Annotated in this window: 12 protein-coding genes; 3 read left to right on the plus strand and 9 right to left on the minus strand. The window is 74.3% G+C overall.

Going from position 1 to position 12,972, the window contains the following annotated elements; genetic code table 11:
• Nucleotides 1-18: 18 nt before the first annotated feature.
• On the plus strand, nt 19-543 hold the full coding sequence (locus AC2CJA_RS01390; protein ID WP_484600775.1) for an O-acetyl-ADP-ribose deacetylase: 525 nt from the start codon (nt 19-21) through the stop codon (nt 541-543).
• Between the two features lie 46 nt (nt 544-589).
• Here AC2CJA_RS01390 and AC2CJA_RS01395 read toward each other — a convergent pair whose 3' ends face one another.
• The 8 genes from AC2CJA_RS01395 to rhaI all read right to left on the minus strand — a co-directional run bounded on the left by AC2CJA_RS01395 (nt 590) and on the right by rhaI (nt 10,005).
• Nucleotides 590-784 carry a hypothetical protein gene (locus tag AC2CJA_RS01395; RefSeq protein WP_484600776.1) on the minus strand — a complete coding sequence of 65 codons (195 nt, stop codon included), beginning with the start codon at nt 782-784 and terminating at the stop codon, nt 590-592.
• A gap of 46 nt (nt 785-830) precedes the next feature.
• A complete protein-coding gene (locus tag AC2CJA_RS01400; RefSeq protein ID WP_484600777.1) occupies nt 831-2,120 on the minus strand; it encodes an exo-beta-N-acetylmuramidase NamZ family protein in 1,290 nt (429 codons plus the stop codon).
• Nucleotides 2,121-2,246: 126 nt separating this feature from the next.
• The gene (locus tag AC2CJA_RS01405; RefSeq protein WP_484600778.1) at nt 2,247-2,909 is read right to left on the minus strand and encodes a LutC/YkgG family protein; all 663 of its coding nucleotides are present in this window, start codon (nt 2,907-2,909) and stop codon (nt 2,247-2,249) included.
• A complete protein-coding gene (locus AC2CJA_RS01410) occupies nt 2,906-4,426 on the minus strand; it encodes a lactate utilization protein B (protein WP_484600779.1) in 1,521 nt (506 codons plus the stop codon). Before AC2CJA_RS01410 ends, AC2CJA_RS01405 begins: the two co-directional genes overlap by 4 nt.
• A complete protein-coding gene (locus AC2CJA_RS01415; protein WP_484600780.1) occupies nt 4,423-5,205 on the minus strand; it encodes a (Fe-S)-binding protein in 783 nt (260 codons plus the stop codon). Before AC2CJA_RS01415 ends, AC2CJA_RS01410 begins: the two co-directional genes overlap by 4 nt.
• Nucleotides 5,196-6,692: a rhamnulokinase gene (locus tag AC2CJA_RS01420; protein WP_484600781.1), complete on the minus strand. Its 1,497-nt coding sequence runs from the start codon at nt 6,690-6,692 to the stop codon at nt 5,196-5,198. Before AC2CJA_RS01420 ends, AC2CJA_RS01415 begins: the two co-directional genes overlap by 10 nt.
• Nucleotides 6,693-6,784: 92 nt before the next feature.
• A complete protein-coding gene (locus tag AC2CJA_RS01425; RefSeq protein WP_484600811.1) occupies nt 6,785-8,839 on the minus strand; it encodes a bifunctional aldolase/short-chain dehydrogenase in 2,055 nt (684 codons plus the stop codon).
• A gap of 5 nt (nt 8,840-8,844) precedes the next feature.
• Nucleotides 8,845-10,005: an L-rhamnose isomerase gene (rhaI, locus tag AC2CJA_RS01430; RefSeq protein WP_484600782.1), complete on the minus strand. Its 1,161-nt coding sequence runs from the start codon at nt 10,003-10,005 to the stop codon at nt 8,845-8,847.
• Between the two features lie 254 nt (nt 10,006-10,259).
• Here rhaI and AC2CJA_RS01435 point away from each other — a divergent pair, with 254 nt between their 5' ends.
• Together AC2CJA_RS01435 and AC2CJA_RS01440 are read left to right on the plus strand one after the other, a co-directional pair.
• Nucleotides 10,260-10,580 (plus strand): L-rhamnose mutarotase, encoded by a 321-nt coding sequence (locus tag AC2CJA_RS01435; protein ID WP_484600783.1) that lies wholly within the window; start codon nt 10,260-10,262, stop codon nt 10,578-10,580.
• Nucleotides 10,581-10,695: 115 nt separating this feature from the next.
• Nucleotides 10,696-11,715, plus strand: coding sequence for a LacI family DNA-binding transcriptional regulator (locus AC2CJA_RS01440; protein ID WP_484600812.1), 1,020 nt, complete (start codon nt 10,696-10,698; stop codon nt 11,713-11,715).
• A gap of 102 nt (nt 11,716-11,817) precedes the next feature.
• Here AC2CJA_RS01440 and AC2CJA_RS01445 read toward each other — a convergent pair whose 3' ends face one another.
• A complete protein-coding gene (locus tag AC2CJA_RS01445; RefSeq protein ID WP_484600784.1) occupies nt 11,818-12,948 on the minus strand; it encodes an NAD(P)-binding domain-containing protein in 1,131 nt (376 codons plus the stop codon).
• Nucleotides 12,949-12,972 lie beyond the last annotated feature (24 nt).

Below are 12,972 nucleotides of genomic sequence, written 5' to 3' on the forward strand. Positions count from 1 at the left end.
ACCGGGCAGGATGGGGTCATGGTCACGATCCGGCTGGTCCAGGGCGACATCACCGAGCAGTCCGTCGACGCGGTGGTCAACGCCGCCAACTCCTCCCTGCTGGGCGGCGGAGGCGTCGACGGGGCGATCCATCGCGGGGGAGGTCCGGAGGTCCTCGCGGAGTGCCGGGCCCTGCGCGCCTCCCGTTACGGCGGGGGTCTGCCCACCGGCCGGGCGGTCGCCACCACGGCCGGCCGGCTGCCCGCGCGCTGGGTGATCCACACGGTGGGGCCGGTCTGGTCCGCGGCCGAGGACCGCTCGGAGCTGCTGGCCTCCTGCTACCGGGAGTCGCTGCGCGTGGCGCGTGAGCTGGGCGCCCGCACCGTCGCCTTCCCCGCGGTCTCCACGGGCGTCTACGGCTGGCCGCTGGAGGACGGGGCACGCACCGCACTGCGCGCGGTGCGTGAGGAGACCGGGCGGGAGGAGGCGGCCGGGGCGTTCGAGGAGATCCGCTTCGTCCTGTTCGACCGGCGGGCCTACGACGCGTTCACCGAGGCCCTGTGACGGCAGTGCCCGGGGCGGCGCCCGGGATCGCGCCCGCCTCCGGTGCTCAAGGCTCGCACAGGTCGATCCGCACCGGGCGGCCGGCGTCCGGGCCGTAGCCCGCGAAGGCGGCGGTGGTCTTCGGCTCGACCGCCCGGCAGGGGCTGTGCGTGCCGTCGGTGTGGACCACCCGGACGGTGTGCGTCCCGGCGCAGCCGTTGGTGACGAGGATGTGGCCCCGGCCCGGGCGGGGGTGACGCACGCCGGCGCCTCGCCCGTTCCGGCCGCCGCTCGCTCCGCGAGAACCCTCAGCGGTAGAGCAGATACGCGCGCCGCGTCCGCTCGAAGGCGCGAACCTCCTCACGCCAGGCGGCCACGACCTCGTCCGCGTCCTTGCCCGCGTCGATCATCTCCCGCAGCCGCGGGGACCCGGAGAGCTTGTCGATCCAGAACGGGCGCCCGGTGTCCCAGGAGTCCTGGCGCCAGGCGAAACCGGGGTAGCGGCGCGCCTCCACCAGCATCGCCACCGCCGTGGGGATCGGCTCGTAGCGGCGCGGGTCGGTGAGGTGGATCTGGACGCCCGCGCAGGCGGTACCGGTGTGCTTGCCGAAGGTCGGTGCGAAGTACCCCTCGCGGAACCGCACGCCCGGCAGTTCCCGGGCGTTCAGCCGGTCGCTGTAGCGGTGGTCCAGGTACGGTGCTCCGACGAACTCGAACGGGCGGGTGGTGCCGCGCCCCTCCGAGAGGTTGGTCCCCTCGAAGTAGCCGGTCCCGGCGTAGACCACGGCGGTGTCCGCGGTCGGCATGTTCGGGGAGGGCGGCACCCAGGGCAGGCCGTTGCCGTGCGCGGTGGAGTACGGGTCCCAGCCGCGCACCGGCACGACCTCCAGCTCCGCCCGCTTCCCGCCACCGCCCTCCCCGGGCAGCAGCTCGCCGTTGAAGTAGCGGGCCAGCTCGCCCACCGTCATCCCGTGCTGCTGGATGATCACCTCGGCGCCGACGCCCGAGGTGAACTCCTCGGTCATCAGCGGGCCGTCGGCCCGCCGGCCGATCGGGTTGGGGCGGTCCAGCACCACGAAGCGGGCGCCGGTGGAGCGGGCGGCGACCATCGCGCTGTACATGGTCCAGATGTAGGTGTAGAAGCGGACGCCGACGTCCTGGATGTCGAAGACGATCGTGTCCGCCCCGGCCCTGGTGAACAGCTCGGCCAGCTTCGCCGCGCCCGCGCCGTACGCGTCGTACACCGTCAGACCGGTGCGCGGGTCGGTGAACTCCGGTTCGGACCCGCCCGCCTGGGCGCTGCCCCGGAAGCCGTGCTCGGGACCGAACACCCCGACGATCTCCAGCTCGCTGTGCGCGGCCATGGAGTCCACGATGTGCCCGGTGTCGCGCAGGACACCGGTGGGATTGCTGATGACGCCGACCTTGCGGCCGCGCAGCATGGACCAGCCGCGGGCGGCCGCGACATCGGCGCCGGGGACGACGTCCCGGCCGCCCGGCCGCCCCGGAGCGGCGGCGGTGGCGGAAGGGGCGGGCAGGAGCGGGGCGGCCAGCGCGGCGGCCGCGCCGCCGGCGAGGAGTGAACGGCGGGAGGGCATGCCGGGAAGCTAACCGTGCGTGCGGTGAGCGACAAGGGGCCACGCACGGTGACAGAGGTACAGAGCAATGGCGGCGTCCCGACGGAGCAGCCCCGGTTGCGCGCGCCCGGTGGTCCACGCCCCGGCTCACTCCTCGACGAGTACCACCTCCAGGGTGCGCGGCCCGTGGACGCCCTCCACCCGGTCCAGCTCGATGTCGCTGGTGGCCGACGGGCCGGAGATCCAGGTCAGCGGGCGGACCGGATCGAGCCTCTCCAACGCCTCGGGCACCGACGCCACCACCTGCCCGGGGACGCGTACCACGCAGATGTGGTGGTCGGGGATCAGGGTGATGCGGCGGCGCCCCTGCCCGGGGCCGCCGTCCAGCACGATCGTGCCGGTCTCCGCGACCGCCACCGCGCACCCGGTCACCACGCTGTCCACCGGGTCCAGTTCGCGCGCGGTCGCGGCGGCGAGGTCGTGGACGCGGACGGGGCCGGCGGCCTCCAGCCAGTGGGGAGGCAGGCCGGGCGGCACCAGCACCGCGGCGCTGCCGCGTGCCGCCAGCAGACGGCACAGCAGCGGGGGCAGACCTCCGGCGCCGGTGCGGTGCACCACGGCGCGGTAGTCCGCCAGGTTCTCCGCCAGCAGTTCGGCGAGCGTCCCGGAAGCCCCGGCCGCTCCGGCGCCGGAGGGGAGGTGGGCCCGCGCGTACTCCCGGGGCACGGGGACGTCGTCCGGCGCCTCGGAGCGCGGTACGTCCCGCAGGGCGCGGCGGATCCGGCCCAGCACCACCTCGCGGCCGCTCATCGGTCGCCTCCCCGTCCTTCCCGGTCTCCCCGTCCCCCGCCGTCGTCCGCCCGTTCGCGCAGCCACCAGTCGCGGAAGGACTCGGCGGGCACCCGGGGCAGCTCGCGGCTCGCCGTCCAGGCCCGGCCCGGTCCCGGCAGGCGGCGCGGGTGCAGCCGCCTGGTGCGGGAGGCCAGCCGCTGGCCGGCCCGCAGCGCCGCCGGATGCTCGAAGACCCAGCGGGCCGCCCGCATCGCCGCCCGCTCGGCGGCGTGCCCGCGGGCGGGACGGATGGTGGTGCGCCGTCCGCGCACCGTCGCCTCGCCGCCCTCCACGACACGCTCGCGCAGGTGGACCAGGACCTGGGGGATGTCGATGGCCACCGGGCAGACCTCGTAGCAGGCCCCGCACAGCGAGGACGCGTACGGCAGCGAGGCGTCCAGCTCCGTCGCCGTGCCGCGCAGCTGGGGAGTGAGGATCGCGCCGATCGGGCCCGGATAGGCCGAGCCGTAGGCGTGCCCGCCCGCCCGCTCGTAGACCGGGCAGACGTTCAGGCAGGCCGAGCAGCGGATGCAGCGCAGCGCCTGGCGGCCCACGGTGTCGGCCAGCGCGTCGGTGCGGCCGTTGTCCAGCAGCACCAGATGGAAGTCGCGCGGGCCGTCGGCCCCTTCGGCATCCGCGGCGCCCGTCCACATCGAGGTGTAGGGGTTCATCCGCTCGGCGGTGGAGGAGCGGGGCAGAAGCTGGAGGAAGACCTCCAGATCGCGCCAGGTGGGCACCACCTTCTCGATGCCGACCACCGAGATCAGCGTCTCGGGCAGGGTCAGGCACATCCGCCCGTTGCCCTCGGACTCCACCACCACCAGCGTGCCGGTCTCGGCCACCATGAAGTTGGCGCCCGAGACCCCGACCTTCGCGCGCAGGAACTTCTCCCTCAGGTGCAGCCGGGCGGCCTCGGCCAGCTCGGCCGGGTCGTCGCTCAGGTCCTCGGGCGCGGGACGGCCCCAGTCCGCCATCTCGGAGCGGAAGATGTCGCGGATCTCGCCGCGGTCGCGGTGGATGGCGGGGACGAGGATGTGCGAGGGCAGGTCGTCGCCGAGCTGGACGATCAGCTCGGCCAGGTCGGTCTCGTAGGCGCGGATCCCGGCGGCCTCCAGGGCCCGGTTCAGGCCGATCTCCTGAGTGGCCATCGACTTGACCTTGACCACCTCGCTCTCACCGGTGGCGCGGACCAGGCCGGTGACGATCCGGTTGGCCTCGTCTGCGTCGGCCGCCCAGTGCACGGTGCCGCCCGCGGCGGTCACTGCCTCCTCCAGCCGCTCCAGGTAGTGGTCGAGGTGGCGCAGGGTGCGGTCCTTGATCGCCGCGCCGGCGGCCCGCAGCTCGGCCCAGTCCGGCAGTTCGGCGACGGCCCGCGCGCGTTTGGCGCGGATGGTGCCGGTGGCGTGGCCCAGATTGCGGCGCAGCCGCCTGTCACGGACGGCCGCGGCGGCGGCCTCGGGGAAGGCGGGCATGCCCAGGAACGTTCCACCACTCATCGTGCCGCCTCCTCGGGGCCGTCGGGCGCGGCGCCGACCACAGCCGTGCCGCCGTCCGTCGAGGCCAGGATCTCGGCGAGGTGGACGGGCCGGACGGCCGAGCCCCGCCGGGCCAGGGTGCCGCCGATGTGCATCAGACAGGAGTTGTCCACCGCGCACACCGCCTCCGCCCCCGTGCGCTCGATGCCGCGCGCCTTGTCCGCACCCATCGCCGCCGACACCGCCGCGTTCTTCACCGCGAACGTCCCGCCGAAACCGCAGCACTCCCGTGCGCCCGGCAGTTCCACCAGCTCCAGGCCGCGCACGTTCTCCAGCAGCCGCCGGGGCCGGTCGCCCAGTCCCAGCGTCCGCAGGCCGTGGCAGGTCGGGTGGTAGGTCACGGTGTGCGGGTAGTACGCGCCCACGTCCGTCACCCCCAGCACGTCCACCAGGAACTCGCTCAGCTCGTACGTCCTGGAAGCAACCTCCGCCACGGCCTGCGCGGTCCCGCCGCCGAAGGCCCGGGCGGCGATCCGCGGATGGTTCTCACGCACCATCGCCGCGCACGAACCGGACGGGGTGACGATGTGGTCGTAGCCGTGGAAGACCTCGGCGAAACGGCGCACCAGCGGCTCGGTCTCGCGCCGGTAGCCGGTGTTGAGCTGCGGCTGCCCGCAGCAGCTCTGGGCCAGGGGGAAGTCCACCTCCACCCCCAGCCGCTCCAGCACGGCGAGAGCGGCCCGGCCGGTGCCCGGGTAGAGGGTGTCGGTCACGCACGTCACGAACAGCGCTACCCGCATACCGCGGCCTCCGCCCGACGCCAGGCTGCCTGGTCACCCATGGGCTCATGGTGCCGCAGCGGCCGGGTGGCGCGCAGCAGGGAGCGCAGCGCCGCCAGGTCGCCGCGCACGGCGCCGGCCGCGCGCGCCTGGACCAGCACGTTGCCGAAGGCCGCCGCCTCGGCCGGGCCCGCCACCACCGGCAGCCCGCAGGCGTCGGCCGTCAGCCGGCACAGCAGTTCGTTGCGCGCCCCGCCGCCGACGATGTGCACCACCTCCACCTCCCGTCCCGACAGCCGCTGGGCGTCGGCGACCGCCCGGCGGTGGGCCAGTGCCAGGGAGTCCAGAACGCAGCGGACCGTCTCGGCCGGATCGCGGGGGGCCGGCTGACCGGTGCGGCGGCACGCCTCGGCGATCCGCGCCGGCATCCGCCCCGGTGCCAGGAAGGCCGGATCGCCGGCGTCCACCACCGACCGCAGCCCCGGCGCCTCCGCCGCCTCGCGCAGCAGCGTCCCCAGGTCCGGCGCGAGCCCCTCGGCCTCCCAGGAGCGCAGACACTCCTGGAGAAGCCACAGCCCCATGATGTTGCGCAGGTAGCGGACCGTGCCGTCCACACCCAGCTCGTTGGTGAAGTTCGCGGCGCGCGAGTCCTCGGTGAGCACCGGCGCCTCCAGCTCCACACCGGCCAGCGACCAGGTGCCCGTGGCGATGTACGCGAACGCCCGCCCGCTCTCCGCGGGCACCCCGGCCACCGCCGAGGCGGTGTCGTGCGAGCCGACGGCCGTCACCGGTACCGGCCCGGTCAGCCCGCACTCCTCCAGCACCTCGCCCAGCAGCTCGCCCGCCGGATCCCCCGGCCGCCGCAGCGGCGGGAACAGCGACAGATCGATGCCGAACGCCTCCGCCACCGGCCGCGCCCAGTCGCCGGTGCGCGGGTCGACCAGCTGGGTGGTGGAGGCGTTGGTCAGCTCGGTGCCCGCCTCGCCCGTCAGCCAGTACGCGATCAGGTCCGGGATCAGCAGCAGGCGCCGGGCGGCCTCCAGCGCGGGCGTACCGCGGGCCGCCACCAGCTGGTGGAGGGTGTTGAACGGCTGGTACTGCAGGCCCGTGGCGGTGTACAGCTCTTCGGGCGGCAGCACGTCCGCGGCCCGCTCGGCGGCCCCCGCCGTACGGCCGTCGCGGTAGTGCGCCGGATTGCCCAGCAGCACGCCCGAGGCGTCCAGCAGCCCGTAGTCCACCGCCCAGGAGTCGATGCCGACGGAGGCCAGGCGCCCTTGCGGCGCGGCGCGGCCCGCCTTCCGCAGTCCGTCCAGTACGCCCCGGTACAGGCCGAGGACGTCCCAGTACAGGGTGCCGCCGGCGCGGACGGGGCGGTTGGGGAAGCGGTGCGCCTCGCGCAGCTCCAGAACACCCGGTCCGGCCGTGCCCACCATGACGCGCCCGCTGGAGGCGCCCAGGTCGACGGCGGCGTAGGACAGGGGGGAGGGCGGTGGTGGGGCAGGGGACACGGCGGGACCTCACGGGAAGGGGAGTGGGGCCTGCCCGGCGGCCACGGTGGCACGACGGGGTTCACACGGCGGCCGGGCAGGGGTTGGGGGCGTCAGCGCAGGAAGGCCGCGGCGACTCCCGCGTCGACGGGCACGAGCAGCCCGGTGGTGTGGCTCAGCTCGCCGCCCGTCAGCGCGAACACCGCGTTCGCCACGTGCTCGGGCAGCACCTCGCGCTTGAGAAGGGTGCGCTGGGCGTAGAACTCGCCGAGCTTCTCCTCCGGCACCCCGTACACCGCCGCGCGCCGCGCGCCCCAGCCGCCCGCGAAGATACCGGAGCCGCGTACCACCCCGTCGGGGTTGACGCCGTTGACACGGATGCCGGCCTCGCCCAGCTCGGCCGCCAGCAGCCGCACCTGGTGCGCCTGGTCGGCCTTGGCCGCGCCGTAGGCGACGTTGTTGGGACCCGCGAACACGGCGTTCTTGGAGGCGATGTAGACGATGTCGCCGCCCAGACCTTGCGCGGTCATCACCCGGGCCGCCTCGCGTGAGACCAGGAAGGAGCCGCGGGCCATGATGGCGTGCTGGCGGTCCCAGTCCTCGGCGGTGGTCTCCAGCAGCGGCCTGGAGACGGAGATCCCGGCGTTGTTGACCACCAGGTCCACGCCGCCGAAGGCCAGGGCGGTCTCGGCCAGGGCCGCCCTGACCCCCGCCTCGTCGGTGACGTCGACGGTGACGGCCACGGCCCGGTCGGAGCCTCCCAGCTCCCCGGCGACGGCCTCGGCCGCGCGCCCGTCCACGTCCGCGACGGCCACGCACGCGCCCTCGGCGGCCAGCCGGCGCGCGATGGCCCGCCCGATGCCGGAGCCCGCACCGGTGACCAGCGCGATCCGGGTGGCCAGGGGCTTCGGCCTCGGCATCCGCCGCAGCTTGGCCTCCTCCAGTTCCCAGTACTCGATGCGGAACTTCTCCCTCTCCTCGATGGGGGAGTAGGAGGAGACGGCCTCGGCCCCGCGCATCACGTTGACCGCGTTGACGTAGAACTCGCCCGCCACCCGCGCGGTCTGCTTGTCCTTGCCGAAGGAGAACATCCCCACCCCCGGTACCAGGACGATCGCCGGGTCCGCCCCGCGCATCGCGGGGGAGCCGGGGACCGCGTGCCGCTCGTAGTACGCCCGGTACTCCGCGCGGTAGGCGGCGTGCAGCTCCTTCAGCCGGGCGACGGCCTCCTCCAGCGGTGCGGTCGCCGGCAGGTCCAGGACCAGGGGGCGGACCTTGGTGCGCAGGAAGTGGTCCGGGCAGGAGGTGCCCAGGGCGGCCAGGCGCGGGTGCTCGGCGCGGGAGAGGAAGTCCAGCACAACGCCGGTGTCGGTGAAGTGCCCGACCTGCGGCCGGTCGGCGGAGGCGACGGCGCGCACGTACGGCGCCAGCGCGGCGGCGCGCGCCCGGCGCTCGTCCTCCTCCAGCGGCTCGTAACCCTCCAGGACCGGGCCGAACGGCTCGGGCCGGCCGCGCTCGGCGAGGAACGCCTCGGCGGTGCGGATGATGTGCAGCGAGTTGGCCTCGCACTCCTCCGAGGTGTCGCCCCACGCGGTGACGCCGTGCCCGCCCAGGACGCAGCCGATCGCCTGCGGGCTGGCCTCCTTGACCGCGGCGATGTCCAGCCCGAGCTGGAAACCGGGGCGCCGCCACGGGATCCAGGCGACGGTGTCGCCGAAGCACTCGGCCGTCAGCTTCTCGCCGTCGGCGGCGCAGGCGAGCGCGATGCCGGAGTCGGGGTGGAGGTGGTCGACGTGGGCGGCGTCCACCAGGCCGTGCATCGCGGTGTCGATGGAGGGGGCCGCGCCGCCCCGGCCGTGCAGGCAGTGGTCGAACGCGGCGACCATCTCGTCCTCGCGCTCCACCCCCGGATACACGTCCCTCAGCGCGCGCAGCCGGTCCAGACGCAGGGCCGCCAGTCCGTCCGCGGTCAGCGTGCCTAGGTCCCCGCCGGAGCCCTTGACCCACAGCAGTTCGGTCCCGCCGCCGGTCACGGGGTCGGTGCCGGTGCCCTTGGCGGAGGTGTTGCCGCCCGCGTAGTTGGTGTTGCGCGGATCGGAGCCCAGCCGGTGCGAGCGCGCCAGCAGCGCCTCGACCGTCTCCCGCTCCGCCGTACGGTTGCCTTCCATGTCGCTCACGCTCCCCAGCCGGCCTGGCGGCCGCCCTTGCGGTCCTCGGCGATCCGCTCGGCCCATCCCGAGCGGTGGTAGGCCGCGACCGGGTCCGGGTCCAGGCCCGTCTCCTCGCGGACCTCGGCCAGCAGCGGCCGTACGTCGGTGGCGTAGGCGTCCATCAGCACGGCGTTGGCGGCCAGCACGTCGCCGGCCGCCTGGGCGGCCGACAGCGCCTCGCGGTCGACCAGCAGGGCCTTGGCGGTGGCCTCCTGGACGTTCATCACCGAGCGGATGATGGCGGGGATCTTCGCCTCGATGTTGTGGCACTGGTCGAGCATGAAGGCGGTCCGCGGCCCGTACCCGCCGCCGCGCACCACCTCGTACATGATCCGGAAGAGCTGGAAGGGATCGGCCGAACCGACCATCAGGTCGTCGTCGGCGTAGAAGCGGGAGTTGAAGTCGAAACCGCCCAGCTTCCCCTCGCGCAGCAGCACGGCCACGATGAACTCGATGTTGGTGCCCGGTGCGTGGTGGCCGGTGTCCACCACCACCTGCGCCTTCTCGCCCAGCCGCAGGCAGTGGGCGTAGGCGGTGCCCCAGTCGGGGACGTCGGTGGTGTAGAAGGCGGGCTCGAAGAACTTGTACTCCAGCAGCATCCGCTGCCCCGCGCCGAGGCGCTCGTACACCGCTGCGAGCGCCTCGGCCAGCCGGTCCTGACGGGCGCGGATGTCGTCCTGGCCCGGGTAGTTGGTGCCGTCGGCGAACCACAGCTTCAGATCGCGCGAGCCGGTGGCGTCCATGATGTCGACGCACTCCAGCAGGTGGTCCAGCGCCTTGCGCCGCACGGCCGCGTCGGGGTGGCAGACGCTGCCGAGCCGGTAGTCGTCGTCCTGGAAGACGTTGGAGTTGATCGTGCCGAGGGACAGGCCGCGCTCCTTCGCGTACCGGGCCAGCGCGGCGTAGTCGTCGACCCGGTCCCAGGGGATGTGCAGGGCCACGGTCGGAGCGACGCCGGTGTGCGCGTGCACCCGGGCCGCGTCGTCGAGCTTCTCCCGCGGGGTACGCGGGACGCCGGGCTGCGCGAAGACCTTGAAACGGGTTCCGGAGTTGCCGTAGGCCCACGAGGGAGTCTCGATGGCCTGTTTCCTGAGGGCCGCCTTCACGGCGGACACGGCGGTCATGCGTCAGAGCTCCCGAGGTCCGGACGGCTTCATGAATCGTTTCATCGCCCGGAAAACTATGGGGGGTCGACCAGGGTGTCAAGGGGTGGAGGGCGGGTGCGGGCCGAAGCTCCGGCACTTCACGGACATTAGGACTTTTCCGTCCGCGGCCCGTTGACGCGGAGCGGAGGATGCCCCTACCGTCCGTGCGACCTCCGTGAAACCTTTCATGACGGTGTTCACGGTCGCCCACGGTTTCCGACGAGGAGGAGTGCGTGCAGCGAGTCTGCTTTCTGCTGAAGGTCCGCGCCGACCGGCTGACGGAGTACCGCGAGCGGCACGCCGCCGTCTGGCCGGAGATGCTCCGCGCCCTGAGGGAGAGCGGCTGGCGCAACTACTCGCTCTTCCTTCGCGAGGACGGGCTCCTCGTCGGCTATCTGGAGACCGAGGACTTCGCCGCGGCCAGGGCCGCGATGGAGGCCGCGGACGCCAACGCCCGCTGGCAGGCGGAGATGTCCGGCTTCTTCGAGTCCCCGGACGGCGCGCGGCCGGACGAGGCCATGCGTCCTCTCACCGAGGTCTTCCACCTCGACTGACCCGCGGGCTCCGGTGTGTCCCGGGCCCCGGGGCGGGTGCGTAGCATGGGCGCGCGGTCCCGGGCCGGGCGCCGCGGACAGCAGGAAACGGGAGACGGTCGGGCTCGTGGCGCGCATGGTGGGCATCAAGGACGTGGCACGTCAGGCGGGGGTGTCGGTGGGCACCGTCTCCAACGTCATCAACCGGCCGGAGATGGTCGCCGAGGAGACCAGGAACCGGGTACAGACGGTGATAGCCCAACTCGGCTATGTGCGCAGCGAGTCCGCGCGGCATCTGCGCGCGGGCCGCAGCCGGATCATCGCCCTGCTCGTCCTGGACATGGCCAACCCCTTCTTCGCCGACGTCGCCTCCGGGGCCGAGCGGGCGGCACGGGAGGAGGGACTCGGCGTGATGCTGTGCAACAGCGCGCAGAGTCCCGCCGAGGAGGCGGACTACCTCTCCCTGTTCGCCGAGCAGAGAGTGCGCGGCGTCCTGGTCACCCCGGCCGACACCTCCGGCCGGAACCTGGCCGACTTCCGCCGCCACGACATCCCCTACGTCGTGGTGGACCGGGTACTGGACAGCGCCGACGAGGGCTGCTCGGTCTCCGTCGACGACATCACGGGCGGATCGCTGGCCGCCCGGCACCTGCTCTCCCAGGGCCACCGGGAAATGGTCTACGTGAGCGGTCCGATGCACCTGTCACAGTGCCGCGACCGGCACACCGGCGCGCTGGCGGCCCTGAGCGAGGCGGGGTTGCCCCACAGCGCGCTGCGGCGGATCGAGGGCGAGCGGCTCGACGTCGCGGCGGGCCGGGACGCCGGCGCCAGACTGCTGGGGATGACGTCCAGGCCGACGGCGGTGTTCTGCGCCAACGACCTGCTCGCACTGGGAGTGCTCCAGGCGCTGTTCGCCGCCGGGGTCCCGGTGCCCGGTGACATCGCCCTGGTCGGTTACGACGACATCGAGTTCGCCGCGGCGGCGGCCGTGCCCCTGACCTCGGTGCGGCAGCCCGCCTTCCGGATGGGGCGCACGGCCGCCGATCTGCTCATCGAGGAGACCGGGGAGGCGGCCGCCGGGCACCGGCACCAGCGGATCGTGCTCCAGCCCGAACTGGTCGTCCGCGACTCCAGCATCTCCGCTCCGCGCCGCTGAGCCGGGGCCGCTGATCCCGCTCCTCAGGTCCCGGAAGCCGGGCCGCGGGGGCGGCGCTCCGCGCGCGTCACCGGCACGACGCGTGCCTCACACGTCCGGCGGTCACCGCGCGGACGCCTCCCGCGCCGCCGTGTGCGCGGAGGGCGGCCCGCCGGCCACCTGTCCGCCGCCCGAGGGGCGGCCGAGGAGGTCCCGCACCGCGCGTACCGCGGCCCGGCCCGCCCGGCCCGCGCCGACGGTGCTCGCCGAGGGGCCGTAGCCGACCAGATGGATCCGCGGATCGCGCACCACGCGGGTGCCGTCCATGCGGATGCCGCCGCCCGGCTCGCGCAGCCGCAGCGGTGCCAGATGGCCGACCGCGGGACGGAAACCGGTGGCCCACACGATGCTGTCCGCCGCGACGGAGCGCCCGTCGTCCCACTCCACGCCGCCGGGGCTGATCCGGTCGAACATCGGCAGGCGCCGCAGCACCCCGCTCTCCCGGGCGCGGCGCGTCTCCTCGGTCATGGGCAGCCCCGTCACGGAGACCACGCTGCGCGGCGGCAGCCCGTCGCGCACGCGCTCCTCCACCAGCGCGACCGCCGCGCGTCCGCGCTCGGCGTCGAACGGTCCCTCGGTGAAGGCCGGCTCGCGGCGGGTCACCCAGGCCGTGGCGGCGGCGACCGGTGAGATCTCCAGCAGATGCTGCACGGCGGAGGTGCCGCCGCCCACGACCACCACGCGCTCGCCCGCGAAGGCGTCCGGTCCGGGGTAGCGGGAGGTGTGGAACTGGCGGCCGGCGAAGGACTCCTGGCCGCGCACCCGGGGCCGGAAGGGACGGTCCCAGGTCCCGGTGGCGTTGATCAGCGCCCGGGCGGCCCACACGCCGGCGTCGGTCTCCACCAGCAGCCGTCCGTCCCCGGCCTCGCGCACCGCGCGCACATGCACCGGGCGCCGCACCCGCAGGCCGAAGAAGTGCTCGTAGTCGGCGAAGTACCCGCCGATCACCTCGGAGGAGGGGCGGTGGGGATCGGCGCCGGTCAGCTCCATGCCGGGCAGGGAGTGCATCCCGTGCACCCGCTCGTACGTCAGGGTGGGCCAGCGGAACTGCCAGGCCCCGCCGGGGCGCGGGGAGTGGTCCAGCACGACGAACTCCCGGCCCGGCTCGTATCCGGCGCGCCGCAGGTGGTAGGCGCTCGACAGGCCGGCCTGCCCGGCGCCCACGATCACGACCTCCGCCTCCGAGAACTCCACGTCCCGGCCAACCACGGGCGCGGC

Source organism: Streptomyces sp. ATLC9, from assembly GCF_057196705.1.